This is a genomic window from Microbacterium arabinogalactanolyticum, from assembly GCF_030268005.1.
GTDB lineage: Bacteria > Actinomycetota > Actinomycetes > Actinomycetales > Microbacteriaceae > Microbacterium > Microbacterium arabinogalactanolyticum.
The window spans coordinates 508930-535486 of the sequence record NZ_BRZC01000004.1 but is presented as its reverse complement, the minus strand read 5'-3'; the positions used below and the strand labels follow the sequence as shown (position 1 = coordinate 535486).

Genomic DNA, 26557 nt, shown 5'->3' with positions numbered 1-26557 from the left:
GCGACGAAAACGTCAAATAGGACAACATCACAAATGAGTCACGAACCGCTGCTGCTGGGAATCGACGCAGGTGGGACCTCGACCAGAGCGGTGCTGACCGACCTGCACGGCGAGTGCCTCGGTTATGGCGTCGGCGGGCGCGGGAACCCCATCTCCGCAGGGCCGGAGCGCGCCGCGGACGGTGTGCTGGCTGCTGTGGGCGCAGCCCTCTCGCCGTCCGGCCGCACCCTCGCCGACATCGCGGTGATCGTGCCGGCGATGGCCGGGATGCGGGCCGCCGGCGGTGCGGACTGGCTGCTGGACCGACTCACCCCGCAGGGGTTCACCGGGCGGCTGGTGTTCGAGTCCGACCTGCTGGCGACCTACTTCAGCGGGGCGGCCGCCGAATTCGGGTACGCGCTGGTCTCCGGCACCGGAGCCTGCGTGATCCGCGTGCAGGACGGACGGATCGACGGGACGGGCGACGGGCTGGGGTGGCTCCTCGGCGACAGGGGGAGCGGGTTCTGGATCGGGCACGCGATCGCACGGGCGGCCGTGCAGGACCTCGACGGCACGGGACCGCGCACGGGGCTCACCGACCTCGTGCTGGCGCACCACGACCTCGCCCGCACGGAGGTGCGGCACGACGGGCGCTGGCAGGAGCTCGAGGACCTGGTCGGAGCGCTGTACTCACGGCCCCCGATCGAGCTCGCCGGGCTCGCGCCCTTCGCCTTCGAGGTCGACGACGCGGTGGCGCGCGGCATCCTCGAGGAAGCGGGGGAGCACCTGGCGGGCACGCTCTCCGCGGTGCTGCGGGGGCCCGGGCCGCTGGTGATCGGCGGCAGCGTCCTCTCCCGCAGCGGACCGGTGCGCGATGCCTTCCTCGCTCGGCTCGGCGTCGCGGCCGCCGACCTGGACATGCGCGCGGTCAGCGATGGCGCGGTCGGCGCGGCGATGCTCGCCATCCGCGCCGCGGGCGGCGTCCCCGACGACCGGATCCTGGCCCGTCTGACGGAGACCGTCGCCGCCTTCCGCTGAGTTCCGGGCCGGTAGACTTGTGGGTCTATGAATCCTGAAGCCCTCGCCGCAGCCATCCTCGCCGTCCTGACGCCGATCGCGACGTCGCTGCGACCCGACGAGGAGCTGGGGCTCACGGCATCCGACGTCGTGCTGGACCGTCCGCGCAATCGCGACCACGGCGACTGGGCCAGCAACATCGCCATGCGGCTGGCCAAGAAGCTCGGATCGAACCCGCGGGAGCTCGCGCAGCGCATCGCCGATGACCTGGCGTCCGTCGACGGGATCTCGAGCGTCGAGGTCGCCGGTCCCGGATTCATCAACATCCGCCTGGAGGCCGGCGCCGCGGGAGCCCTCGCGAAGACGATCGTCGACGCGGGCGCCGCCTACGGAACCAACGACTCCCAGGCCGGAGTCTCGGTGAACGTCGAGTTCGTCTCGGCGAACCCCACCGGTCCGCTGCACATCGCGCACACCCGGTGGGCCGCGCTGGGCGACTCGATCGTGCGCCTGCTGCTGGCCAGCGGCGCGCATGCCGTGCGCGAGTACTACATCAATGACGCCGGCGCCCAGATGGAGCGCTTCGCGCACTCGGTGCTGGCTGCGGCCAAGGGCGAGCCGACCCCCGAGGGCGGCTACCCGGGGGAGTACATCACCGAGCTCGCCCAGCGGGTGCTCGCCGCGCACCCGGGGCTGCTGGAGCTCCCCGAGGACGAGCAGCTCGTCGTCGCCCGCGACCAGGCCTACGAGTACCAGCTCGCCGAGATCAAGAACTCGCTCGAGCGCTTCAACGTGCCCTTCGACGTGTGGTTCTCCGAGCGCACGCTGCACGCCGCCGGCGAGGACGGCGGGCCCAGCCTGGTCGACCAGGCCGTCGACCGCCTGCGCGCGCAGGGACACGTCTTCGACGACGAGGGTGCGGTGTGGGTGCGCACCACCGACTTCACGGACGACAAGGATCGCGTCATCCGCCGCTCCAACGGCGAGTACACCTACTTCGCCGCCGACGCCGCCTACTACCTGAACAAGGGCGACCGCGGGTTCCAGAACAAGATCTACCTGCTCGGTGCCGACCACCACGGCTACGTGAACCGCCTCAAGGCCGTCGCCGGAGCGGCGGGCGAGGATCCCGAGAAGAACATCCAGGTGCTGATCGGGCAGATGGTCTCGATCAACGGGGCGCGCCTGTCCAAGCGCGCCGGGAACATCATCGAGATGGACGACCTGCTGAACTGGCTGGGCGCGGACGCGCTGCGCTACTCGCTGGAGCGCTCGCCCGCCGATTCGCCCCTGGACCTGGACCCGGAGCTGCTGCAGAAGCGCACCAACGACAACCCGGTCTTCTACGTGCAGTACGCGCATGCGCGCACGCACAACGTCGCCCGCAACGCCGCCGACTCCGGCGTCGACCGCTCGGAGTTCGCCCCGGAGCTTCTGGTGCACGAGACCGAGGGTGCGCTGCTGGGTGCGCTGCAGGAGTTCCCGCGCATCGTCGCGTTCGCGGCCGAGGTGCGCGAGCCGCACCGCATCGCGCGCTATCTCGAGGAGCTCGCCGGCCTGTACCACCGCTGGTACGACAACTGCCGGGTGATCCCCAAGGGCGACGACCCGATCGAGACCGTGCACCGCACGCGTCTCTGGCTGAACGACGCCGCGGGCCAGGTGCTGCGCAACGGTCTGGAGCTGCTGGGCGTCTCCGCGCCCGAGCGGATGTGACATGACGGCAGCGGCACCAGAAGCGGAGGTCCGCCGCCGGCATGCGCGCTGGCCCTGGGTGCTGCTGATCGTCGTCGCGGTGATCGCCGCTCTGCTCGTCGCCGCCGAAGTGGTGGCGCGCGCCGTTCTGCCGGGGATCGTCCGCTCGCTGGTCGTCGAGGAGCTGAAGCTGCCGGCCGACCAGCAGCTCGACGTGGAGGCGTCCGGCGTGCTGCTTCCGCAGCTGATCTCCGGAACGCTGGACGAGCTTCAGCTGTCATCGAAGCAGGTCACGATCGGCGGGATCACCGGCTCCGCGCATGTGACCGCCACGGGTGTGCCGATCCGCGGCGGCGCCCTGGGCTCGGCGAAGGGCACCATCGCCATCGATCAGGGCCAGTTCACGACGCTGCTGAAGAACTCGCAGCTGCCGATCACCGGGGTCGTGCTGGCGGCACCGGATGCCACCGTGCAGGGCGAGCTCAGCCTGCTCGGACGTGAGATCCCGGTGGGCCTGACGGTCACCCCTGGCGCTCAGGACGGCGACCTGCTGCTCACGCCCGTGTCCGCGACGCTCGGCGGCGCTGAGATCGACCTGAAGAGGCTCTCCGGGGTGCTGGGCGGCCTCGGCGCGCAGCTCGCCGCACCCCAGCGCATCTGCATCGCGGAGCACCTGCCGGCCGGCATCACGCTCACCGGCCTGCGCATCGAGGGAACCAGCGCGGTCGCCGACATCAGCGCCGACGGCCGCATCGCCACGGACCCTGCCCTGCTCGAGAACGGCACCTGCCCGCGCTGACAGGCGTCAGGGTGCTGCGCGCTCCGCGCCCGCACGGGCCGCGCGCAGCGCCTCGGTCGCGGTGCGCACGTCCTCCTCGGCGAGCCGCACGGCGGCGTCGGCGAGCGTCGTGGCTCCGAACCTGGCTGCCACGCGGTCGTGCTCCTCGTGCACCGACACCACGATGAACGCGCTCGCCAGCAGGATCACCTGCGTCGACAGGTTCAGCCACAGCAGCAGCGCCAGCAGCGACGCGAACGACGCGAGCAGCGGGTTGGCCTTGGCGCCGCCGACGAACAGCCCCGACAGCTCCTGCAGCACCAGCAGCGCCATTCCGCCGAGCACGGCGCCGGACCAGAGCGATCGTGCTGAGGCAGGCACTCCCGACAGCATCCGGAAGGTCGCGGCGATGAGCACCGCATTGAGCGCGAGCACGATGACGAGCGAGACGAGCCGCACCGTCCAGAGCACGGCGGCGGACTTCGCGGGAAGACCGAGGATGCCGGCGAGCCAGTCGACCACGAACTCGCCCGCCAGCGTCAGGGCGGCGGCGCCGGCGAACGTCACAGCGATGATCAGCGCGAGCAGGACGTTGCGCGCGATCACCAGGTACCAGGCGACGTCGTCGCGCGCCGTGCCGGCCATCGACCTGATCGAGATGCGCAGCGAGCTGATCGCGCCGAGCGCCGCGCCGATGAGCCCGGCCAGTGAGACGATCCCTGTGACCGACAGTCCGGCAGGAGCGCGGATCTCATCGAGATCGACGATGCCCTGACCGCCGGAGGTGCGGATCAGGCCCGGCACCGCGGTGTCGACCGCGTGCACGACCGCGTCCCACGCGGCGTCGTCCCGTGAGAGCCACAGCGCGGCGGCCGAGAACGCCAGCAGCACGGCGGCGAACACGCTGAACAGGGCGCGGTAGGTCACCGCATCAGCGAGCACCGGGCCCCGGTGCCCCGAATAGCGCAGGGCGGCCCGGACCAGACGCAAGCGCAGCGCTCGGGCGATGACCGCGGCGGACGCCCTGGCGAAGGCGCCGGGACGCGGGGAATCGGTTCGTCGGCTCATCCGGCCACCATAGTCATGCCGGGGAACACAGGCGGAGGGGGTTGCGGAGATGACCTAGAATCGGGGCAGCCTCGTCGTGCGCTCCCCGCCCGAGGTCCCGCCCACGATTGGTGCTCTGTGCATTCAGCTGTCTCATCGCCCGCTCCCGAATGGCTGGTCGTCCCCGAGGACGCCAACGACCTCGTGCCCGCGATCTGGCCGGCGTCCGCCCACCGCGACGCGGATGGCGAGCTGATCGTCGGGGGAGTGCCGGCCGGGCTGCTGGCCCGCACGTACGGCACGCCGCTGCAGGTCCTCGACGAGGGCGAGGTGCGGCGTCGCGCGGCAGCCATCCGATCCGCCTTCGACGCCGCGGCCGAGGCGCACGGCACCACCGCGCGGGTGTACTACGCAGGCAAGGCCCTGCTGAACACCTCCGTCGTGCGGTGGGTGACGGAGGAGGGCCTGAACGTCGACGTCTGCACCGGTGGTGAGCTCGAGGTGGCGCTGGCAGGCGGAGCGGATGCCGGACGACTGGGCTTCCACGGCAACAACAAGTCCGTGCCCGAGCTGGAGCGGGCGGTCGAGGTCGGCATCGGCACCGTCGTCATCGACAGCGAGATCGAGATCGAGCGGCTCGCCGCCATCGTCTCCCGCACCGGGACCACGCAGCGCGTCATGCTGCGCGTCAACAGCGGCGTCCACGCGGAGACGCACGACTTCCTGGCGACGGCGCACGAGGATCAGAAGTTCGGGACCCCGCTGTCCCTCGCCCCCGGGCTCGTGTCCCGCATCCGCGAGATCGAGGGCCTCGAGTTCGTCGGCCTGCACTGCCACATCGGGTCTCAGATCTTCGGCGTCGCCGGCTTCCGCGAGTCGGCCGCACGCGTTCTCGACCTGCACCAGGAGCTGCTGGCGGGCGGCGACGTCCCGCAGCTGAACCTCGGCGGCGGCTTCGGCATCGCCTACACCCGGGTCGACACGCCTGAGCCCATCGAGGATCTCGCGCAGGGCATCGTGGACGCGGTGGCAGAAGGATGCGCGGCACGCGGCATCCGCATCCCCGCCCTGTCGTTCGAGCCCGGCCGGGCCATCGTCGGCAACGCCGGCATCACGCTCTACGAGGTCGGCACGATCAAGGACGTCGCCCTCGAGCAGGGGGAGCGGCGCTACGTGAGCGTGGACGGCGGCATGAGCGACAACGCCCGCCCCGCGCTGTACGGTGCGCAGTACTCGGCGCGTCTGGCGTCGCGCGCCGGCGAGGACGCCCCGGTGCTCGTGCGGGTGGTCGGCAAGCACTGCGAGTCCGGAGACATCGTCGTCGACCACGAGTACCTTCCCGGCGACGTCGCCCCCGGTGACCTGCTGGCCGTGCCCTCGACAGGCGCCTACTGCGCGCCGCTGTCGAGCAACTACAACCACATCGCCCGCCCGCCGATCGTCGCCGTGCGCGACGGGGAGTCCCGGGTGATCGTGCGCGGTGAGAGCCTGGACGACCTGCTCGCCCGCGACGCCGGCATCGAGCGGTGAAGCCCCTGCAGACGTCGGGCGCGCATTCCGCGCCCGGCACCCGACGACCCCGATGTGCTGAGGAGCGCTGATGACTGATTACCGACGACTTCGTGTGGCACTGCTGGGTGCCGGAGCCGTGGGCTCGCAGGTGGCGTCCCTGCTGCTCAAGCACGGCGACGAGCTCGCCGACCGCGCGGGCGCGCGGCTGGAGCTGGCGGGCATCGCGGTGCGCAACCCCGACGCGCCGCGCGACGTCGAGCTGCCTCGCGAGCTGTACACGACCGACCCGGAGGCGCTGATCACGAGCGCCGACATCGTGATCGAGCTGATGGGCGGCATCGAGCCGGCGCGTTCGCACATCCTCCTGGGCCTGGGCTCGGGCGCCGACGTGGTCACCGCCAACAAGGCCCTGCTGGCCACTCACGGCCCCGAGGTCTTCGAGGCCGCCGACCGGGTCGGCGCCTCGGTCTACTACGAGGCGGCCGCCGCGGGCGCGATCCCGATCATCCGGCCGCTGCGCGACTCGCTCGCCGGCGACCGCGTGGTGCGGATCATGGGCATCGTCAACGGCACCACGAACTACATCCTCGATCGCATGGACAGCGAGGGCGCCGACTTCGCCGACGTGCTCGCCGACGCGCAGCGGCTGGGCTACGCCGAGGCCGACCCGACGGCTGACGTCGAGGGCTACGACGCCGCGCAGAAGGCGGCGATCCTGGCATCCCTGGCCTTCCACACCGCCGTCCCGCTCGACGCCGTGCACCGCGAGGGCATCACGACCATCACCGCCGACATGATCGAGGAGGCCCGCGAGGCCGGCTTCGTGATCAAGCTGCTCGCCGTCTGCGAGCGCCTGACCACGGAGGACGGCGAGTCGATCTCGGTGCGCGTGTATCCGGCACTCGTGCCGCGCTCGCATCCGCTCGCCTCCGTGCACGGCGCGAACAACGCGGTCTTCGTCGAGGCCGAGGCGGCCGGCTCCCTGATGTTCTACGGCGCGGGAGCGGGTGGGATGCAGACCGCATCCGCCGTGCTCGGTGACGTCGTCTCCGCCGCCCGGCGCCACATGGCCGGCGGCACCGGGGTCGGCGAGTCGACCAGGGCGAACCTGCCGATCGTCTCGATCGGCCACGTCGTGACCCGCTACCAGATCACACTCGAGGTCGCCGACCAGCCGGGCGTGCTGGCGTCGATCGCAGGCCTCCTCAGCGAGGGCGGCGTCTCGGTGGCGACGCTCGTGCAGACCGCGATCCCCGCGGTCGAGGGGGAGCAGCGCAGCACCGCGCGCCTGATCATCGGAACGCACCGCGCGGCGGACAGCGCGCTGAGCGCGGCTGTCGAGCGGCTCACGGCCAGCGACGTCGTCGAGCACGTCGTCTCAGTGCTTCGCGTCGAAGGGGAGTGAGCATGACCGTCACCCTCGTGCCGGCGGACATGGAGCCCGTCGTCTCCGAGGCGCACGCCGTCGAGGGCGCGCTGCGCACGGTCATCGTGACGGTGCCGGCCACCAGCGCGAACCTCGGCCCCGGTTTCGACACCCTGGGCCTCGCGCTCAGCATCTACGACACGCTCACGGCGTCGTCCTTCGACGACGACCGCCTGGAGATCGAAGTCGAGGGATCGGGCGCCGCCGAGATCCCCACGGACGCGAGCAACCTCGTGGTCCGCACCATCGCGCACGTCTACGCCGATGCCGGGCGACGGATGCCTGGTCTGCGCATCCACGCCCTCAACGGCGTCCCGCACGGGCGCGGCCTGGGGTCATCGGGTGCGGCGGTCACCGCCGGCATCCTGATCGCCAAGGGTCTGCTGGCAGGAGACGTCGACCTCGACGACGAGGCGCTGCTGCGCCTGGCCACCGAGCTGGAGGGGCACCCCGACAACGTCGCTCCGGCGCTCTTCGGGGGCCTGACGATCGCCTGGATGGGCGAGCGCGGACCGCAGCACAAGAAGCTGCTGGTGCATCGCGGCGTCGCTCCGCTGGTGTTCGTGCCCGGGTTCACCATGTCGACCTCGCTCGCGCGCTCGCTGCAGCCGCCGCACGTGCCGCGCGAGGACGCCGTGTTCAACGTCTCGCGCTCCGCGCTGCTGGTGGCGGCGCTGACGCAGAGCCCCGAGCTGATGCTGGACGCCACCGCCGACCGGCTGCACCAGGACTACCGCGGCGCCGCGATGCCGGAGACCCTGCGACTCGTGCAGGCGCTGCGAGCCGAGGGCTTCGCCGCCGTCGTGTCCGGCGCAGGGCCGAGCGTGCTGGTGCTCGCGGACGGACCAGGCACGCGCCAGCGCGCGGTCGAGGTGGCGGACGCCGTCACGGACACTCCGTGGGACGCGCACATGCTCGCCGTCGACGTGCGTGGTGGTACAGTTAGGGATCGAGCGGAGGGCTCCACGTAACTTCGTGAATCTCGCCCCATCGCACTTCTGCGAAATCCGCACGCGATCCCCAGCACCATCCAGGTTCTGGCCGGCAGACGCTCTTCTGCGTCGGCGCGTGTGAAACGCGCAGCTTCTGCTGCGCACATCTGGATTGCTCATTTCCCACGACATATGAGGGAGTACTCGTGGAGACCTTCTCCGAGACCCAGAACGACCAGCCGACCGCTGAGGCGCCGGCTTCCGAGGCTGCTCCGGTGCGCAAGCGCGCTCCGCGTCGCGCCACCACAGCATCCGCCGCTGCTGCCGCCGAGGCGCCGGCTGCGGTGACCGAGGCGCCGGCTGCGCCGGCCTCCGAGGCGGCGCCCGCCGCGGAGGAGAAGCCGAAGGCCGCGCGCCGCACCCGCGCGAAGAAGGCGGACGCCGAGACGCTCGACATCCCCGTCGCCGAGGCGCCCGCCGCCGACGAGGCACCGGCCAAGCCCGTCCGCAAGCGCGCATCGCGCGCCGCCGGCAAGACGGCGACGGAGGATGCCGCGGCTCCCGCCGAGACCACCGCCGAGCAGTCCGCCCCGGCAGAGGCCGCGGACGCCGCCGCATCCGACGACTCGGCCGCACCGGCCAAGCGCCCCGCACGCGGGCGTCGCGGCTCGAAGGCCGCCGACGCGGCCGAGGGCGCCGCATCCGAGGCATCGGGTGACAAGCCTGCCGAGTCCGCACCCGCCGAGGTCGCGCAGGGAGAGCAGAGCTCGACTGCCGACGGAGAGCAGGCCGACGGCGAGGGCTCCGGCCGGAGCCGGAGCCGCAGCCGGAGCCGCAGCCGTGGTCGCGGCGGCAAGGGCGAGAACGGTCAGAACGGCCAGAACGGCGGCCAGCAGGGCGGCCAGAACAGCCGTGGTGGCCAGCAGGACGACGCCCAGGGCGACGACGAGCAGGGCTCTGGCCGCACCCGCCAGCGCAACAAGCGCCGTGGTGGTGCCAACCAGAACGCCGACGAGTTCGAGACCGAGATCGGCGAGGACGACGTGCTGATCCCCGTCGCGGGCATCCTCGACGTGCTCGACAACTACGCGTTCGTGCGCACCACCGGCTACCTCGCCGGCGCCAGCGACGTCTACGTCTCGCTCGGACAGGTCAAGAAGTACAACCTGCGCAAGGGCGACGCGATCGTCGGCGCCATCAAGCAGCCGCGCGAGGGCGAGCAGCAGGGCCGCCAGAAGTACAACGCCCTGGTCAAGGTCGACTCGATCAACGGCCTCTCGCCCGAGGATGCGGGCAACCGCGTCGAGTTCGGCAAGCTGACCCCGCTGTACCCGCAGGAGCGCCTGCGCCTGGAGACGGCGCCCGAGAAGCTGACCCAGCGCATCATCGACCTGGTCGCCCCGATCGGCAAGGGCCAGCGCGGCCTGATCGTCGCGCCGCCCAAGGCCGGCAAGACCATCGTGCTGCAGCAGATCGCGAACGCGATCGCGCAGAACAACCCCGAGGTGCACCTCATGGTCGTGCTCGTCGACGAGCGGCCCGAAGAGGTCACCGACATGCAGCGCACGGTGAAGGGCGAGGTCATCGCCTCCACCTTCGACCGCCCCGCCGAGGACCACACCACGGTCGCCGAGCTCGCCATCGAGCGCGCGAAGCGACTGGTGGAGCTGGGCCGCGACGTGGTCGTGCTGCTCGACTCGATCACCCGACTGGGCCGTGCGTACAACATTTCGGCGCCCGCCTCCGGCCGCGTGCTGACCGGTGGAGTCGACGCTTCGGCGCTGTACCCGCCGAAGCGCTTCTTCGGCGCCGCGCGCAACATCGAGAACGGCGGCTCGCTGACCATCCTCGCGACCGCGCTCGTGGAGACCGGCTCCAAGATGGACGAGGTCATCTTCGAGGAGTTCAAGGGCACCGGCAACAGCGAGCTGCGCCTGTCGCGCGCGCTGGCCGACAAGCGGATCTTCCCGGCCGTGGACGTCAACGCGTCCAGCACCCGCCGCGAGGAGATGCTGCTCTCGGCCGACGAGGTCAAGATCACCTGGAAGCTGCGCCGTGCCCTCGCGGGCCTGGACCCGCAGCAGGCCCTGGAGGTCGTGCTCGGCAAGCTGAAGGAGACGAGCTCGAACGTCGAGTTCCTGTTCCAGATGCAGAAGTCGATCCCGGCGCCCACCTCGACCGGTTCCTCGCACGCGCACGAGAACAACATCCGCTGAGCTGCAGTCGGGACTGATCTGTGTTCGAGTCCGTCCAGGCTCTGATCGACGAGCATCGCCGGGTGCAGGAGGAGCTCTCCGACCCGGCGGTGCACGCCGATGCCGCGCGGGCGAAGCGCGTCAACCGTCGCTACGCCGAGCTGTCGAAGATCGTCGCCGCGCACGAGGCGTGGGTCGCTGCAGGCGAGGACCTGGAGGCCGCCCGTGAGCTCGCCCGCGAGGACGAGGCGTTCGCCGACGAGGTTCCCGAGCTGGAGGCCGGGCTGCACGCCGCGCAGGAGAAGCTGCGCCGGCTGCTGATCCCGCGCGACCCGGACGACGCCCGTGACGTGATCATGGAGATCAAGGCGGGGGAGGGCGGCGCCGAGTCGGCGCTGTTCGCCGCGGACCTGCTGCGGATGTACATCCAGTACGCAGCGCACCGCGGGTGGAAGACCGAGCTGCTCGAGCGCAACGAGTCCGATCTCGGCGGATACAAGGACGTGCAGGTGGCGATCAAGGGATCCTCCAGCGATCCCTCGCAGGGTGTCTGGGCGCACCTGAAGTACGAGGGCGGCGTGCACCGCGTGCAGCGCGTGCCGGCCACCGAGTCGCAGGGACGCATCCACACCTCGACCACCGGTGTGCTGGTCTTCCCCGAGGTCGACGAGCCGGAGGAGATCCAGATCGATCCGAACGATCTGAAGATCGACGTGTACCGATCGTCCGGTCCCGGCGGGCAGTCGGTGAACACCACCGACTCGGCCGTGCGCATCACGCATGTGCCGACCGGCATCGTGGTGTCGATGCAGAACGAGAAGTCGCAGCTGCAGAACCGCGAAGCCGGCATGCGCGTGCTGCGCGCCCGGCTGCTGGCGCGTCAGCAGGAGGAGCTGGCAGCCGCCGCATCCGACGCCCGTCGCTCGCAGATCCGCGGTATGGATCGCTCGGAGCGCATCCGCACCTACAACTTCCCGGAGAACCGGATCGCGGACCATCGCACGGGGTACAAGGCGTACAACCTCGACCAGGTCATGGACGGCGCGCTCGAGCCGATCATCGAGTCCTGCATCGAGGCCGACGAGGCCGAGCGCCTCGCCGCCGTCGGCTCCGACGCGTCCTGACCCGCCGTCGGCGCGCGGCCGCTCAGATCGAGTAGTCGGCCGCTCAGATCGAGTAGTCGGGGACGGACAGCAGGACGCGGACGCTCTCGTCCGCGTCGCGCGGGCGCGCCTTCGCGGGGATGCCCACCAGCACGCTGTCCGGCGGGGCGTCACGGGTCACGACCGCGTTCGCCCCGATGACCGAGCGCGCGCCGATGCGCACCGGACCGAGGATCTTCGCCCCGGCGCCGACCGCGACGCCGTCCTCCAGCGTCGGATGCCGCTTGCCGTGATCCCGTGTGCGGCCGCCGAGCGTCACGCCGTGGTACAGCATCACGTCGTCGCCGACCTCCGCGGTCTCGCCGATCACGACGCCCATGCCGTGGTCGATGAAGAAGCGCCGGCCGATGCGCGCGCCGGGGTGGATCTCGATGCCGGTCAGCCAGCGCGACACCTGCGAGCCCATCCGCGCCGGGAATCGGATGCCGCGCCGCCACAGCGCATGCCAGACCCGGTGCGCCCAGATGGCGTGCAGCCCCGGGTACAGCAGTGCCACCTCGAGTCCGGAGCGCGCCGCCGGGTCGCGCCTGCGTGCGGCTGCGACGTCCTCGCGCAGCCGCCCGATCATGCCCATCTCAGTCCTTCGGCTGGTCGCGCAGGTCCTCGAACAGCGCGGTCGAGATGTAGCGCTCACCGGTGTCGGGGACGACCGCGACGATGGTCTTGCCCGCGTTCTCGGGGCGACGGGCGATGTTCAGGGCCGCCCACACCGCGGCGCCGGCGGACATGCCCACGAGCAGTCCCTCCTTGGCGGCGAGGTCGCGCGCGGTGCGCAGCGAGTCCTCGAACTCCACGGGGTAGACCTCGTCGATCACGTCGCGGTCGAGCACCGGCGGGACGAAGTTCGGGCCGATGCCCTGGATCTTGTGCGGGCCGGGGTGGCCCTCGCTGAGCACGGGGGAGTCCTTCGGCTCGACCGCGATCACCTGCACCTCGGGCTTGACCGCCTTCAGCGCCTGGCCGACGCCGGTGACGGTGCCACCGGTCCCGACACCTGCGACCAGGATGTCGATGTTCCCGTCGGTGTCGCGCAGGATCTCCTGGGCGGTGGTCTCGCGGTGGATCCGGGGGTTGGCCTCGTTCTCGAACTGGCGGGCCCACACGGCACCCGGGTTCTCGGCGAGGATCTCCTTCAGCGCGTCGATGGATCCCGTCATGCCCTTGGTCGGGTCGGTGAGCACGATCTCGGCGCCGAACGCGCGCAGCAGCACGCGACGCTCCTTGGACATCGACGCCGGCATGGTGAGGATCACCTTGTAGCCGCGCGCGGCCCCCACCATCGCGAGCGCGATGCCGGTGTTCCCGCTGGTGGCCTCGAGGATCGTGCCGCCGGGCTTGAGCTGGCCCGACGCCTCGGCCGCGTCGACCATGGCGATGCCGATGCGGTCCTTGACGCTGGATGCCGGGTTGTAGAACTCCAGCTTCGCGACCACGGTCGCGTCCAGGCCCTCGGTGACGCGATTCAGGCGCACCAGCGGGGTGTTGCCGAATGCGGAGGTGATGTCGGAGTGGATGCCGGTCATGGCGGGCCTTTCGTCGAAGGGTGTCGAAGTGATCAGCGTGCTCAGCCTACGACCCGGATCCCCGACCCTCGCCGAATGTGTCCGAGCGCGTTCGACGCCTACGCTGGAGGGATGCCCGACTCCCTCTCCGCGCGTCTGCGCGCCGTCGCCCAGCAGCTCGCCGATGCCGGGGTTCCGGACCCGCTGGTGGATGCGGAGCTGCTGATCGGCCATGTCCTGGGCCTCGGACGCGGCGAGCTGCAGGCTGCCGTCGTCCGCGGTGACGGGCTGGAGGACGCGGATGCCGCTCGGCTGGACGCACTCGTCTCGCGGCGCGCAGCCAGGGAGCCCCTGCAGCATCTCACCGGTGTCGCCGCCTTCCGGCACCTGGAGCTCGCCGTGGGCCCCGGCGTCTTCGTGCCCAGGCCGGAGACCGAGACGGTCGTGCAGATCGCGATCGACGCACTGATGGAGAGCGCCTCGCCCTCGCCGATCGCGATCGATCTGGGCACGGGCAGCGGCGCTATCGCTCTCGCGATGGCGACCGAGGTGCCGCACGCGCGGGTGTTCGCCGTCGAGCGCTCGCTCGAGGCGCACGCCTGGGCTGCGAGGAACACCGCGGATGCCGAGAACCTGACCCTCGTGCTCGACGATCTCGCCACCGCGTTCGATGAGCTGCGCGGCACGGCGTCGGTCGTGATCTCCAACCCGCCCTACGTGCCGGACGACGCGATCCCGCGCGACCCGGAGGTGCGCCTGCACGATCCAGCGCAGGCGCTCTACGGCGGCGCGGACGGGCTCGACGTGGTGCGGGTGATCAGCCGGCGGGCGCAGGAGCTGCTGCATCCGGGCGGTCTGCTCGTACTGGAGCACGGCGAGCTGCAGGGCGCGTCGATCCGGGCGCTGCTGGAGGCCGACGGATGGCGGGCGGCGGCGACGCACGAGGACCTGACCCGGCGCGATCGCGCCACCACTGCGCTGAGTCGCTGAGCCTCCCCTGAACCCGGGTCCGCCCTCCACGGCGGACCGACAGGCCACCACCGTAGAATGAGCACGCCATGTCAACTGTCTTCGATTGCCGCGACGACGCCCAGATCCTCGCCGGCATGCGCCACGCCCGTCAGGCGATCGCCCGCGGCGAGCTCGTCGTCCTCCCCACCGACACCGTCTACGGCATCGCCGCCGACGCGTTCTCACCTGCCGCCGTCCAGCGTCTCCTCGACGCGAAGGGCCGGGGTCGTGAGATGCCGCCGCCCGTGCTCGTCGCGGGGCCCGAGATGATGGCGGCTCTGGTGGAGTCCGTGCCTGATGCCGTGCAGAAGCTCATCGACGCGTTCTGGCCCGGCGGACTGACCATCGTGCTGCCCGCGCAGCCGTCGCTGACCTGGGACCTGGGGGAGACCAAGGGCACGGTCGCGGTGCGGATGCCCGACCGCCGCGTGGCCCTCGAGCTGCTCGCCGAGACCGGCCCGCTCGCGGTGTCCAGCGCGAACCTCACCGGCCACGATGCCGCGGTCATCGCCTCCGACGCCCAGGAGATGCTGGGCGACTCCGTCGCGGTGTACCTCGAGGAGGGCTACAGCGAGAACGGCATCCCCTCGACCATCGTGGACGCGACCTCGCTGGTGGGCACCGCGGAGGGGGAGACCCCTGTCGTCCGGATCCTGCGCCAGGGAGCGGTCTCCCGCGAGCAGCTCGAGGAGGTCCTCGGTGATCTGCTCGAGCCCGCCGAGAAGCCCGACGAGACGGTCCCGGGTCACGTTCCTGACGCCGCTCCTGCCGCGGACGCCGCTCCTGCCGCGGACGCCGCACCGGCAGGGGACGCGGGAAGTCCGGTAGACGAAGAGTGAAGCAGTATCTGTTCACGATCATCCTCACGGCGTCGATCACCTTCGCGCTGACGTGGGCGGTGTGGCGCTTGAGCATGAAGTTCAAGCTCTACCCGGGCATCCGTGAACGGGACGTGCACAAGACGCCGAAGCCCCGCCTGGGCGGCGTCGCCATGTTCATCGGCATCGCCGCGGCGATCCTGATCTCCACCGCGAACCCGTTCTTCGAGCGGATGTGGTCGCCGCCGCAGACGCTCTGGGCGATCCTCGCCGCGGCCGCGCTGATCGCCGTGGTCGGCGTGATCGACGACCTCTGGGATCTGGACTGGATGATCAAGCTGGCCGCGCAGTTCCTCGCCGCCGGCATCATCACGGCCTGGGGCGGTCTGCAGATCCTGTCGCTGCCCGTCGGGACCATGGTCCTCGTCTCGCCGTGGCTCAGCATCGCGATCACGATGGTGGCGATCGTCGTGGTCATGAACGCCGTGAACTTCATCGACGGACTCGACGGGCTCGTCGCCGGCGTCTGCCTGATCGCGAACGGCATCTTCTTCGTCTACTCCTACATCCTCACCCGCGACTCCGGCGCGACCAGCTACTTCAACGTGGCCACCTTCCTCGCCGCCGTCCTGATCGGCGCCTGCCTGGGGTTCCTGCCGTTCAACTGGAGCCCCGCCAAGATCTTCATGGGCGACTCCGGCGCGCTCGTGCTCGGCCTGCTGATGGCCACCTCGGCGATCGCCGTGACCGCCCAGGGCGACGTGAACGCGTTCGACCCCGCGAAGTTCGGCCGTTCGCAGCTGCTGGGCGCCTTCATCCCGATCGTCCTGCCGCTGGTCATCGTGATGCTGCCGCTGCTGGACTTCGGTCTGGCCGTGTTCCGGCGGATGCGCGCGGGCAAGTCGCCGTTCGCCCCGGACCGCAAGCACCTGCATCATCGGATGCTGGACCTCGGCCACCGCGACCGCGACGCCGTGCTCGTCTTCTACGCCTGGACCGCCGTGATCTCGCTCGCGGTGCTGCTGATGTACATCGGGACGCGCCAGGACTGGCCCGGCGGCTACGTCGGCGGGATCGTGTTCGGCGTGCTCGGGGCGGCCGCCTGCCTGGTGGTCACCCGGATACCCTCTCGCCGCAGCCCGCGCACGGACGAACCGTCCGAGGGCGCACCCCAGACCCTTGACGCCATGAAGCCCACGAAGCCCCTGGAGCCCCGATGACCCCGAGCCCCGTGTCCAGCACGCCCATCCTTCGCCGCACGCTGATCCTGTCCGCCGTCGCGGCCGGGGTGCTGGCTCTCATCGCCGCGGGCATTGGCTTCGCAGTCGCCGGCACCGACGGGCTGTGGAGCGGGCTGATCGGCGTGCTCCTCTCGTTCATCTTCCTCGGGATCACAGCGGGCAGCATCCTGTTCGCGAACCGCTGGTTCGGGGACCCGCTGTACGTGCAGTTCTTCTTCGCGATCGTGCTCGGCGGCTGGCTGGTCAAGCTCGGTCTGTTCGTGGTGCTCATGCTGGTGCTGCGTGAGCAGCCGTGGATCGACCCGCTCGTCTTCTTCCTCGCTCTCGTCGCGGGCATCGCGATGACTCTCGTCGTGGATGTCATCGTCCTCACGAAGATGCGGCTCCCGAACGTCAGCGACATCGACCTCCCGACGACGAACCCCGAAGACGACGGTGACGACGCCCAGGGGGCGCCCGGTGCGCCAAAGCAGACCGGCGACATCTGATAGTGTTGAACCGTGCCCGCCGCTCGTTTCGCGAGCGCTTGCGCTGTGATGCACACCGTCCCTCGTCGCCCCGGTTCCGACCGGTGACCCGAAGCTGGAGCCCGCGCTGTTGAATCCCGTTGCGACAATGATCCTTCGTCCATTCGCCGGTGATGGTGAGTTCCATGGTCCCTCGATGGGCGACTTCTTCCCGCCGATCCTGTTCGAGGTCTTCGGTGTTCCGGTTCACCGGATCCACCTGATCCAGTTCCTCTCGGTGATCGCCGTCGTGCTGTTCATGTGGCTCGGCACGCGCCGGATGAAGGTCGTCCCCGGCCGCTTCCAGAGCCTCGTCGAGATGGGGATCGGCTTCGTCCGCAACGGAATCGCGCACGATCTGCTCGGCCGCAAGGACGGCGAGCGGTTCGCGCCGCTGCTGGTCACGATCTTCTTCATGATCCTGTTCATGAACATCACGGGCATCATCCCGTTCCTGAACATGCCGGGAACCGCGATCATCGCCGTCCCACTCACGCTCGCCGTGATCAGCTACGTGACGTTCATCTACGCGGGCATGAAGAAGAGCCCCCTCGGGTTCTGGAAGAACTCGCTCTTCCCCTCGGGTGTGCCGTGGCCGGTGTACATCATCGTCACGCCGCTGGAGTTCATCTCCACCTTCATCATCCGTCCGGTCACGCTCACGCTCCGACTGATGATGAACCTGGTCGTCGGGCACATGATCCTCGTGCTCTGCTTCTCGGCCACCGCATTCTTCATGTTCACCGCAGGCGGCGGCTGGGCCGCGCTCGGCGTCGGAACCCTCGCCTTCGGCGGCGCGTTCACGATCTTCGAGATCCTCGTCGTCGTCCTGCAGTCCTACGTCTTCACCGTCCTCACCGCGATCTACATCCAGCTCGCGGTCGCAGAAGAGCACTGAACGGGTCAGCATCTGCTGACCAAAATCGAAAGGAAAACCCCGTGGACGCAACTACGGTTCTCGCAGCAGTCAACGGCAACCTCGCGGCAGTCGGCTACGGCCTCGCCGCCATCGGCCCGGCCATCGGCGTGGGCATCGTCGTCGGCAAGACGATCGAGGGTGTCGCCCGCCAGCCCGAGCTCGCAGGTCGCCTGCAGGTCCTGATGTGGATCGGTATCGCCTTCACCGAGGCGCTTGCATTCGTCGGCATCGCCGTCGGATTCATCCCCTTCCCGTAAACCGCAGCGACTTCTGAAGGAGACAGGATGCTGAACGCTCTTGTCACGAACCTGGCAGCAGGGGAAGAGGCGCAGAACCCGCTTCTCCCTGCCTGGTACGACATCGTCTGGTCGGCGCTGTGGTTCCTCATCATCCTCATCGTGGTCTGGAAGGTCGCCCTTCCGAAGCTCACGGCGATGCTCGATGAGCGCTCCGCAGCGATCGAAGGCAACATCGCCAAGGCTGATGAGGCTCAGAAGCAGGCCGAGGCCGCGCTCGACGAGTACACCCGTCAGCTCGCCGAGGCGCGCACCGAGGCCGGACAGATCCGCGACGCCGCCCGCGAGGACGGCAAGAAGATCGTCGCCGAGGCGAAGGATGCCGCGTCCGCTGAGGCGAACCGCATCACCACCGCCGCGCACACGCAGATCGAGGCCGAGCGCCAGGCCGCGTTCGTGTCCCTCCGCAACGAGGTCGGCACGCTCGCGATCGACCTCGCCGGCGGCGTGGTGGGGGAGACCCTCACCGACGACGCTCGTGCGACGGCCGTCGTGGACCGCTTCCTCGCCGACCTCGAGAAGGCGAAGTAATGGGCAGCGCGACCACTCAGGCACTCGCGGCATCCACGCAGGCGCTTGCCGCGGCGTCGGGCCTGACCCTCGACAGTGCGGCCGAGCTGTTCGCAGCCGCCCGCGCGCTCGGGGATTCGGCTCAGCTGAGCGGCGCGCTGGCCGATCCCACGGCGCCTGCCCAGGCACGCTCCGCGCTGGTCTCCAGCGTGTTCGCCGGGGCATCCGCTCCGGTGCGCGCGCTGCTGGACACCGTCGCCGGTGAGCGCTGGTCCAGTGCATCCGATCTCATCGACGGTGTCGAGGAGCTCGCGATCCGCGCTGCGGCCATCGCCTCCGCGAAGGACGACGTCGCCGGCGAGCTCTTCGGGTTCTCGCGCGTCGTCGCCGCGAACCCGGAGTTCGAGCTCGCGCTCGGCAGCCGCCTCGGCGACTCCGCGGCCAAGGCCGCGCTCGTCGAGAACGTACTGGGTTCCTCGGCCTCCGCTGCGACCGTGCTGATCGCCGCTTCGCTGGTGCGCCTGCCGCGCGAGCGCCGCGTCCGTCAGCTTCTGAGCCGGGCCATCGACATCGTCTCCGCGCAGGCCGGCCGCTCGGTCGCGACCGTCTACACGGCCGCACCGCTCGCCGCTGCGCAGGAGACGCGTCTCCGTGACGCTCTGGCACGCCGCTACGGCGGGGAGATCTCCGTGAACCAGGTGATCGACCCCACCGTCGTCGGCGGCCTGCGCGTGCAGATCGCCGATGACGTCATCGACGGCAGCATCTCCGCCCGACTCGCCGAGCTCCGTCAGAAGCTCGCGAGCTGACACAGACTGACGCGGGGAACCGCGCACACCAGACACACAAAGGGAAGACAATGGCAGAACTATCGATCAGCCCCGACGTCATCCGTGACGCGCTGAAGAACTTCGCAGCCGCCTACGAGCCCACTGGCGCCGTCGCGACCGAGGTCGGCACCGTCATCGACGCAGCCGACGGCATCGCGCACGTCGAGGGGCTGCCCGGCGTCATGGCCAACGAGCTCGTCACCTTCGGTGACGGCACCAAGGGCCTGGCGCTGAACCTCGACGAGCACGAGATCGGCGTGGTCGTCCTCGGCGACTTCACCGGCATCGAGGCCGGCCAGGAAGTGACCCGCACCGGCGAGGTCCTCTCGGTCCCCGTCGGCGACGGCTACCTGGGTCGCGTCGTCGACCCGCTCGGCAACCCGATCGACGGCCTCGGCGCCATCGCGACGGACGGCGTCCGCGAGCTCGAGCTGCAGGCGCCCGGCGTCATGCAGCGCAAGTCGGTGCACGAGCCGATGCAGACCGGCGTCAAGGCGATCGACGCCATGATCCCCGTCGGCCGCGGCCAGCGCCAGCTGATCATCGGCGACCGTCAGACCGGCAAGACGGCACTGGCGATCGACACGATCATCAACCAGAAGGCCAACTGGGAGTCCGGCGACGTCAACAAGCAGGTTCGCTGCATCTACGTCGCGATCGGCCAGAAGGGCTCGACCATCGCCTCGGTGAAGGGCGCGCTCGAGGACGCCGGTGCGCTGGAGTACACCACCATCGTGGCCGCTCCCGCCTCCGACCCCGCGGGCTTCAAGTACCTCGCCCCGTACACCGGCTCGGCCATCGGCCAGCACTGGATGTACGACGGCAAGCACGTGCTGATCGTCTTCGACGACCTGTCCAAGCAGGCCGAGGCCTACCGCGCCGTGTCGCTGCTGCTGCGCCGCCCGCCGGGGCGCGAGGCCTACCCGGGCGATGTGTTCTACCTGCACTCCCGTCTGCTGGAGCGCTGCGCGAAGCTGTCCGACGAGCTCGGCGCCGGCTCGATGACCGGTCTGCCGATCATCGAGACCAAGGCGAACGACGTCTCGGCGTACATCCCGACCAACGTGATCTCGATCACCGACGGTCAGATCTTCCTGCAGTCCGACCTGTTCAACGCCAACCAGCGTCCTGCTGTCGACGTGGGCATCTCGGTCTCGCGAGTCGGTGGTGACGCTCAGGTCAAGTCGATCAAGAAGGTCTCCGGAACGCTGAAGCTCGAGCTCGCGCAGTACCGCTCGCTCGAGGCGTTCGCGATGTTCGCATCCGACCTCGACGCCGCCTCGCGTCGTCAGCTGGCCCGCGGTGCCCGCCTGACCGAGCTGCTCAAGCAGCCGCAGTACTCGCCGTACCCGGTGGAGGAGCAGGTCGTCTCGATCTGGGCCGGCACCAACGGCAAGCTCGACACCATCGAGGTCGAGGACGTGCTGCGCTTCGAGCGCGACCTGCTCGACTACCTGCGTCGCAACACGAGCATCCTCGACACCCTGCGCGAGACGAACGTCCTCGACGACGCGACCGTCGCCGAGCTCGACAAGCAGACCGACGCCTTCCTTCTGGAGTTCCAGGGCGGCAAGGGTCACGCCATCGGCGCCCCGGGCCACGAGGAGCACGCCGCCGCCGAGGCGGACGACGTCAACCAGGAGAAGATCGTCAAGGGTCGTCGCGCGTAATCGCGTGAGGTACTGATTCATGGGCGCTCAACTCAGGGTCTACAAGCAGAAGATCTCTTCTGCTCAGACGACCAAGAAGATCACGAAGGCGATGGAACTCATCGCGGCTTCGCGCATCCAGAAGGCGATGGCACGCGTCAAGGCGTCCAGCCCCTTCGCGCGTGCCGTGACGAGGGCCGTGTCCGCCGTCGCGACGCACTCGAACGTCGACCACCCGCTCACCCGCGAGCCCGAGAAGATCAGCCGCTCCGCGGTCGTCATCTTCTCGTCGGACCGCGGCCTCGCCGGAGCCTTCAACTCGCAGATCCTCCGTGAGGGTCTCGAGGTTGCAGAGCTCCTGCGCGAGCAGGGCAAGGAGCCGGTGTTCTACCTGGTGGGCCGTAAGGCCGTCGGCTACTTCCAGTTCCGGGGCATCGCCTCGGCGGCGGAGTGGACCGGCGACACGGACACGCCGTCCTTCCACACCGCGGAGAAGATCTCGCACACCCTGCTGGATGCCTTCAACCGCGGGGGAGATGCCGGCGGCGTGGACGAGATCACCCTCGTGTACAACCGCTTCGTCAGCATGATGACGCAGTCGCCGGAGTCCGTGCGCCTGCTGCCGCTGGAGATCGCGGAGGCGGACGACTCGGAGGCGGGCAGCACCGTCTACCCGCTCTACGAGTTCGAGCCGGATGCCGAGACCGTGCTGGATGCGATCCTGCCGGTGTACATCCAGAGCCGTGTGTTCAACGCACTGCTGCAGTCGTCCGCCGCGAAGCAGGCGGCGACGCAGAAGGCGATGAAGTCGGCCAGCGACAACGCCGACAAGCTGATCACCGACTACACCCGCCTGCGCAACAACGCGCGTCAGGCCGAGATCACCCAGCAGATCGCCGAGATCGTCGGTGGCGCCGACGCACTGGCATCCAGCTGACAGACACTCAGGAAAGAGACGAAGAAATGACCCCCACCGCTACGGCTGACAAGCCCGCGACCGCGGTCGTCGGGCGCGTCGCACGCGTCAACGGTCCGGTTGTCGACATCGAGTTCCCGCACGACTCGATCCCCGACATCTACAACGCGCTGAAGACGACCATCGTCATGGGCGAAGAGTCCAACGAGATCACCCTCGAGGTCGCACAGCACCTGGGTGACGACCTGGTGCGCGCGATCGCCCTGAAGCCGACGGACGGCATCGTCCGCGGCCAGGAGGTCCGCGACACCGGCGCCGCCATCTCGGTGCCCGTTGGCGACGTCACCAAGGGCAAGGTCTTCAACGTGATCGGCGAGGTCCTCAACGCCGAGCCCGGCGAGCAGATCGAGATCACCGAGCGCTGGCCGATCCACCGCAAGGCGCCGAACTTCGACCAGCTCGAGTCGAAGACCACGATGTTCGAGACCGGCATCAAGTCGATCGACCTCCTCACCCCGTACGTGCAGGGTGGAAAGATCGGCCTGTTCGGCGGCGCCGGCGTCGGCAAGACGGTCCTCATCCAGGAGATGATCCAGCGCGTCGCGCAGGACCACGGTGGTGTGTCGGTGTTCGCCGGTGTCGGTGAGCGCACCCGTGAGGGCAACGACCTGATCCACGAGATGGAGGAGGCGGGCGTCTTCGACAAGACCGCCCTCGTCTTCGGCCAGATGGACGAGCCGCCGGGGACGCGTCTGCGCGTCGCCCTGTCGGCCCTGACCATGGCGGAGTACTTCCGCGATGTGCAGAAGCAGGACGTGCTGCTCTTCATCGACAACATCTTCCGCTTCACGCAGGCCGGTTCCGAGGTCTCCACGCTGCTGGGCCGCATGCCCTCCGCCGTGGGATACCAGCCGAACCTGGCTGACGAGATGGGCCTCCTGCAGGAGCGCATCACCTCGACGCGCGGTCACTCGATCACCTCGCTGCAGGCGATCTACGTGCCGGCTGACGACTACACCGACCCGGCTCCGGCGACCACGTTCGCGCACCTCGATGCGACGACCGAGCTCAGCCGTGAGATCGCGTCGAAGGGTCTGTACCCGGCCATCGACCCGCTGACCTCGACGTCGCGCATCATGGACCCCCGCTACCTGGGCGAGGACCACTACCGCGTGGCCACCACGGTCAAGCAGATCCTGCAGAAGAACAAGGAGCTCCAGGAGATCATCGCGATCCTCGGTGTCGACGAGCTCTCGGAAGAGGACAAGATCGTCGTCGCCCGTGCGCGCCGCATCCAGCAGTTCCTCTCGCAGAACACCTACATGGCCAAGAAGTTCACCGGCGTCGAGGGTTCGACCGTGCCGCTGAAGGAGACCATCGAGTCGTTCGATGCGATCTGCCGCGGTGACTTCGACCACGTCGCCGAGCAGGCGTTCTTCAACGTCGGTGGCATCTCCGACGTGGAAGAGGCGTGGGCGAAGATCCAGAAGGAGAACGGCTGACCATGGCTCTGCACGTCAGCCTCGTCTCCGCGGACGCGGAGGTCTGGACGGGAGAAGCGTCGCTCGTCGTCGCCAAGACCGTCGAGGGCGAGATCGGCTTCATGTCCGGTCACGAGCCGGTCCTGGCCATCCTCGCCGAGGGGCAGGTCCGGATCACCCGGCCCGACGGCACGAAGGTGCTCGCCAACGCGCAGGACGGCTTCCTCTCCATGGAGGGCGACGCCCTGACGATCGTGGCCGGGAACGCCGCACTGGTCGCCTGACAACCATTCCCGAGACGTCCGCCTCGACCGCGCTCCGGCGCAGGACGGGGCGGACGTCTCCGTATGCAGGGAGCTCATGAAGATCCTCCTCCCGCCCTCGGAGACCAAGCGCGCCGGGGGGCGGCCGCGGCCGCTCGACGTCGCCGGGCTCGCGCTGCCCGCCCTTGCGCCGCAGCGCGAGGCGGTCGTGGACGCCCTCGTGGCGCTGTCGGCGGATGCCGACGCCGTGCGGCGCGTGCTCAAGCTCAGCGACCGTCAGCTGGCGGATGTGGACCACAACCGGATGCTGCGCACGGCCGCCACGATGGCGGCGGTCGACCGGTACACCGGCGTGCTCTACGACGCACTGGACGCCGGATCGCTCGACCAGCCGGCCCGACGGTGGCTGGGACGGAACGTGCTCATCCACTCGGCGCCCTTCGGACCGGTCGGAGCGTTGGACCCGATCCCGGTGTACCGGCTTTCGGCCGGGACGTCGCTGCCTGGCATCCCGCCGCTGCGACGGCATTGGAGCGCGGCGACCAGCGCCGCACTGGGCGACGCCGACTTCGTTCTCGACCTGCGCAGTGAGGCGTACGTCGCGCTCGGGCCCGTTCCGTCAGGCGTCCCCGCCGCCTACGTGCGCGTGGTCACCGAGCAGGGCCGGGCGCTGAACCACTTCAACAAGAAGTCCAAGGGCGAACTGGTGCGCACCCTCGCGCACACGCGCCCGAGGGTGAAGTCGGCCGGATCCCTCCTCTCGTGGGCCGGCGAGCAGGGCATCCTGCTCAGGAGGACAGCGGATGCCGGAGTGCTGGAGCTCGTCGTCGCAGAGTGACGATTGCTCGCGGTACCGGGCGTTGGCTAGTGTGGTCACGGCGTCCGCGTGGACGCGAATGCCTATCGGAGGGAAACATGGACGACTACAGCGGTTACGGCTATGGCGCGGGGGTGAGCGCCCTGATCGGCCTGATCTGGCTGATCGTGCTGCTTGCCGGGCCCATCTTCTACGTCATCACGGCCTGGTTCCTGATGAACATCTTCGAGAAGGCCGGTGTGCAGGGCAAGTGGCGCGCCTGGGTCCCGTTCTACAACGGGATGATCTTCTTCAAGCTCGGTGATGTCAGCCCCTGGCTGCTCTTCGGCGTGTTCCTGACCTGGATCCCGTTCCTCGGCTGGCTGGTCGGCCTGGCCGTCGCCGTGATGGGCATCCTGGCCGCGTACCGCATCGGCCAGAAGCTGCAGAAGGACGGCGCGTGGATCGTGCTGTACATCCTGCTCGAGCCGGTCTGGCTGGGTATCCTCGCCTTCGACTCCTCGCGCTGGAACCCGAACATCCCGCCGTCCGCCTGGGCGACGAACAGCTTCCTCGCCGACCGCACGGTGTGGGACGGCATCCCCGTTCAGCCGTCGGCCGCCGCTGCTCCGGGCTTCGCGGCCCCCGGCTACGGCGCGCCGCAGGGATACCAGCCGCCGGCACCGCAGGGCTACGCCCCGCCGCAGCCCGGCTACGGTGCTCCGCAGCAGCCCGGCTACCCGGCACAGCCCGGTTACGGCGCCCCCGCGCAGCCGGGATACGGTGTTCCGCAGCCCGGTGCTCCGTTCCCGCCGCCTGCTGCACCGGGTGCTCCGGTTCCGCCGCCCGCGGCGCCCCCGGCAGCCCCCGTGCCGCCTGCTGCACCGCCTGCGACTCCGCCGGCGCCTCCTGCTCCGCCCGCACCGCCGGCCGCTGAGCCGCCGGCAGATCCGACGCAGCCCCCGGCGTGATCTGATTCGCCTCGAACGCCCCCGACTCCGGTCGGGGGCGTTCCTGCGTGCGGCCTCGGCATGTCCGCGCGTTCGATACGGTGGAGGCATGGGAACCTCGCAGCGTCGCGTCGGCGCATCCGGCCTCGTCGTCTCCGCAACCGGCCTCGGCTGCAACAACTTCGGGCGCGCGGGCACCGTGACGCAGACGCTGGAGGGCACCAGGGCCGTGATCGACGCGGCCCTCTCGAACGGCGTTTTCTTCTTCGACACGGCCGACATGTACGGCGCAGAGCCGGGCAGCAGCGAGGCGCTGATGGGCGAGGCCCTCGAGGGGCGTCGCGATCGCGTCGTGCTGGCCACGAAGTTCGGGCACGCCCGCGACATGGGCTACGACTTCCCGGGTGGCCGAGGCTCCCGCCGGTACGTGCGCTTCGCCGTCGAGCAGTCCCTGCGGCGCCTGCGCACGGACTGGATCGACCTGTACCAGCTTCATCTGCCTGACCCGCAGACGCCGATCGCCGAGACGATCGACGCCCTGGACGAGCTCGTCGATGAGGGGAAGATCCGCTACTACGGTCATTCGAACTTCGACGGATGGCAGATCGCCGAGGCGGAGTTCACGGCGCGGGCGCGCTCCACGGGCCGGTTCATCTCCGCGCAGAACCACTACTCGCTGCTCGCACGGGCGTCCGAGCGGGAGGTGCTGCCCGCGGCGAATCGCTACGATCTGGGATTCTTCCCGTACTTCCCGCTGAAGAACGGTCTGCTCACCGGCAAGTTCACCCGCGAAGGCGGTCCGGCGGGAAGCCGCATCATGGAGACCCGTCCGCACATCTGGGCCGATGCCCCGTGGGATGCGCTCGAGGCGTACCAGGCGTTCTGCGACGCGCGGGGGATCACCATGCTGCAGGCGACGTTCGGGTGGCTGCTCGCCCAGCCGGGGGTGGCCAGTGTGATCGCCGGAGCCACCACGCCGGCCCAGGTCGAGGCGAATGCCGCAGCCTCCGATGCCTGGGCGCCGTCCGTCGCCGAGCTGGAGGAGATCGACCGGCTGTTCCCGCTGGTCGAGGACCCCGCGTCGGCGATGTGAGCGGCGACCACTAGCATGTATCTGTATCCCGC

General features: G+C 69.8%; 26 protein-coding genes. 23 read left to right on the top strand and 3 right to left on the bottom strand.

Features of this window, described 5'->3' with window-relative positions:
• Positions 1 to 33: 33 nt before the first annotated feature.
• Genes MIAR_RS07045 through MIAR_RS07035 form a run of 3 tightly spaced genes read left to right on the top strand, consistent with a single transcriptional unit; the run spans position 34 to position 3490 of the window.
• A complete protein-coding gene (locus tag MIAR_RS07045; RefSeq protein WP_285633356.1) occupies positions 34 to 1017 on the top strand; it encodes an N-acetylglucosamine kinase in 984 nt (327 codons plus the stop codon).
• 27 nt (positions 1018 to 1044) lie between these two features.
• Entirely contained in the window at positions 1045 to 2712 is a 1668-nt protein-coding gene (gene argS, locus MIAR_RS07040; protein WP_285633353.1) for an arginine--tRNA ligase, read from the top strand.
• A 1-nt stretch (position 2713) separates the two neighbouring features.
• Positions 2714 to 3490, top strand: coding sequence for an LmeA family phospholipid-binding protein (locus MIAR_RS07035; RefSeq protein ID WP_285633350.1), 777 nt, complete (start codon positions 2714 to 2716; stop codon positions 3488 to 3490).
• Between the two features lie 6 nt (positions 3491 to 3496).
• On the opposite strand, the gene MIAR_RS07030 is transcribed toward MIAR_RS07035, so the two are convergent.
• A complete protein-coding gene (locus MIAR_RS07030) occupies positions 3497 to 4537 on the bottom strand; it encodes a YhjD/YihY/BrkB family envelope integrity protein (RefSeq protein ID WP_285633347.1) in 1041 nt (346 codons plus the stop codon).
• A gap of 117 nt (positions 4538 to 4654) precedes the next feature.
• On the opposite strand from MIAR_RS07030, the gene lysA reads away from it, so the two are divergent.
• From lysA to prfA, 5 genes are all read left to right on the top strand, one after another.
• Complete coding sequence (lysA, locus tag MIAR_RS07025; RefSeq protein ID WP_285633344.1) at positions 4655 to 6046, top strand: diaminopimelate decarboxylase; 1392 nt, start codon at positions 4655 to 4657, stop codon at positions 6044 to 6046.
• Between the two features lie 70 nt (positions 6047 to 6116).
• The gene (locus tag MIAR_RS07020; protein ID WP_285633341.1) at positions 6117 to 7433 is read left to right on the top strand and encodes a homoserine dehydrogenase; all 1317 of its coding nucleotides are present in this window, start codon (positions 6117 to 6119) and stop codon (positions 7431 to 7433) included.
• Positions 7434 to 7462: 29 nt separating this feature from the next.
• Positions 7463 to 8425 carry a homoserine kinase gene (gene thrB / locus MIAR_RS07015; protein ID WP_285635674.1) on the top strand — a complete coding sequence of 321 codons (963 nt, stop codon included), beginning with the start codon at positions 7463 to 7465 and terminating at the stop codon, positions 8423 to 8425.
• A 167-nt stretch (positions 8426 to 8592) separates the two neighbouring features.
• Entirely contained in the window at positions 8593 to 10602 is a 2010-nt protein-coding gene (rho, locus tag MIAR_RS07010) for a transcription termination factor Rho (RefSeq protein ID WP_425561557.1), read from the top strand.
• A 20-nt stretch (positions 10603 to 10622) separates the two neighbouring features.
• The gene (gene prfA, locus MIAR_RS07005; RefSeq protein ID WP_285633338.1) at positions 10623 to 11705 is read left to right on the top strand and encodes a peptide chain release factor 1; all 1083 of its coding nucleotides are present in this window, start codon (positions 10623 to 10625) and stop codon (positions 11703 to 11705) included.
• Positions 11706 to 11748: 43 nt separating this feature from the next.
• Here prfA and epsC read toward each other — a convergent pair whose 3' ends face one another.
• The gene (gene epsC / locus MIAR_RS07000) at positions 11749 to 12318 is read right to left on the bottom strand and encodes a serine O-acetyltransferase EpsC (RefSeq protein WP_285633335.1); all 570 of its coding nucleotides are present in this window, start codon (positions 12316 to 12318) and stop codon (positions 11749 to 11751) included.
• 1 nt (position 12319) lies between these two features.
• On the bottom strand, positions 12320 to 13267 hold the full coding sequence (cysK, locus tag MIAR_RS06995) for a cysteine synthase A (RefSeq protein ID WP_285633332.1): 948 nt from the start codon (positions 13265 to 13267) through the stop codon (positions 12320 to 12322).
• 111 nt (positions 13268 to 13378) lie between these two features.
• Between cysK and prmC the strand changes: the two genes are divergently transcribed.
• The 15 genes from prmC to MIAR_RS06920 all read left to right on the top strand — a co-directional run bounded on the left by prmC (position 13379) and on the right by MIAR_RS06920 (position 26525).
• Positions 13379 to 14236: a peptide chain release factor N(5)-glutamine methyltransferase gene (gene prmC, locus MIAR_RS06990; RefSeq protein WP_285633329.1), complete on the top strand. Its 858-nt coding sequence runs from the start codon at positions 13379 to 13381 to the stop codon at positions 14234 to 14236.
• A 68-nt stretch (positions 14237 to 14304) separates the two neighbouring features.
• Positions 14305 to 15096, top strand: coding sequence for an L-threonylcarbamoyladenylate synthase (locus tag MIAR_RS06985; RefSeq protein ID WP_285633326.1), 792 nt, complete (start codon positions 14305 to 14307; stop codon positions 15094 to 15096).
• The gene (locus MIAR_RS06980; RefSeq protein ID WP_285633323.1) at positions 15093 to 16295 is read left to right on the top strand and encodes an MraY family glycosyltransferase; all 1203 of its coding nucleotides are present in this window, start codon (positions 15093 to 15095) and stop codon (positions 16293 to 16295) included. Before MIAR_RS06985 ends, MIAR_RS06980 begins: the two co-directional genes overlap by 4 nt.
• Positions 16292 to 16804: a Cg1360 family ATP-synthase-associated protein gene (locus MIAR_RS06975; protein ID WP_285633320.1), complete on the top strand. Its 513-nt coding sequence runs from the start codon at positions 16292 to 16294 to the stop codon at positions 16802 to 16804. Before MIAR_RS06980 ends, MIAR_RS06975 begins: the two co-directional genes overlap by 4 nt.
• Positions 16805 to 16979: 175 nt before the next feature.
• Positions 16980 to 17720, top strand: coding sequence for a F0F1 ATP synthase subunit A (atpB, locus tag MIAR_RS06970; protein WP_285633317.1), 741 nt, complete (start codon positions 16980 to 16982; stop codon positions 17718 to 17720).
• A 41-nt stretch (positions 17721 to 17761) separates the two neighbouring features.
• Positions 17762 to 17998 carry an ATP synthase F0 subunit C gene (gene atpE / locus MIAR_RS06965; protein ID WP_285633314.1) on the top strand — a complete coding sequence of 79 codons (237 nt, stop codon included), beginning with the start codon at positions 17762 to 17764 and terminating at the stop codon, positions 17996 to 17998.
• A gap of 27 nt (positions 17999 to 18025) precedes the next feature.
• On the top strand, positions 18026 to 18568 hold the full coding sequence (locus tag MIAR_RS06960; RefSeq protein WP_285633312.1) for a F0F1 ATP synthase subunit B: 543 nt from the start codon (positions 18026 to 18028) through the stop codon (positions 18566 to 18568).
• Positions 18568 to 19356: a F0F1 ATP synthase subunit delta gene (locus tag MIAR_RS06955; protein ID WP_285633310.1), complete on the top strand. Its 789-nt coding sequence runs from the start codon at positions 18568 to 18570 to the stop codon at positions 19354 to 19356. The genes MIAR_RS06960 and MIAR_RS06955 overlap by 1 nt, the downstream gene beginning before the upstream one ends.
• Positions 19357 to 19406: 50 nt before the next feature.
• Entirely contained in the window at positions 19407 to 21047 is a 1641-nt protein-coding gene (atpA, locus tag MIAR_RS06950) for a F0F1 ATP synthase subunit alpha (RefSeq protein WP_285633308.1), read from the top strand.
• Positions 21048 to 21066: 19 nt separating this feature from the next.
• Positions 21067 to 21963, top strand: coding sequence for a F0F1 ATP synthase subunit gamma (locus MIAR_RS06945; RefSeq protein ID WP_285633306.1), 897 nt, complete (start codon positions 21067 to 21069; stop codon positions 21961 to 21963).
• A 26-nt stretch (positions 21964 to 21989) separates the two neighbouring features.
• Positions 21990 to 23444 (top strand): F0F1 ATP synthase subunit beta, encoded by a 1455-nt coding sequence (gene atpD / locus MIAR_RS06940; protein WP_285633303.1) that lies wholly within the window; start codon positions 21990 to 21992, stop codon positions 23442 to 23444.
• A 2-nt stretch (positions 23445 to 23446) separates the two neighbouring features.
• Positions 23447 to 23707 (top strand): F0F1 ATP synthase subunit epsilon, encoded by a 261-nt coding sequence (locus tag MIAR_RS06935; protein ID WP_285633300.1) that lies wholly within the window; start codon positions 23447 to 23449, stop codon positions 23705 to 23707.
• Between the two features lie 76 nt (positions 23708 to 23783).
• A complete protein-coding gene (locus MIAR_RS06930) occupies positions 23784 to 24524 on the top strand; it encodes a YaaA family protein (RefSeq protein ID WP_285633297.1) in 741 nt (246 codons plus the stop codon).
• Between the two features lie 77 nt (positions 24525 to 24601).
• Positions 24602 to 25453: a DUF5684 domain-containing protein gene (locus MIAR_RS06925; RefSeq protein WP_285633294.1), complete on the top strand. Its 852-nt coding sequence runs from the start codon at positions 24602 to 24604 to the stop codon at positions 25451 to 25453.
• Between the two features lie 88 nt (positions 25454 to 25541).
• A complete protein-coding gene (locus tag MIAR_RS06920) occupies positions 25542 to 26525 on the top strand; it encodes an aldo/keto reductase (RefSeq protein WP_285633291.1) in 984 nt (327 codons plus the stop codon).
• Positions 26526 to 26557 lie beyond the last annotated feature (32 nt).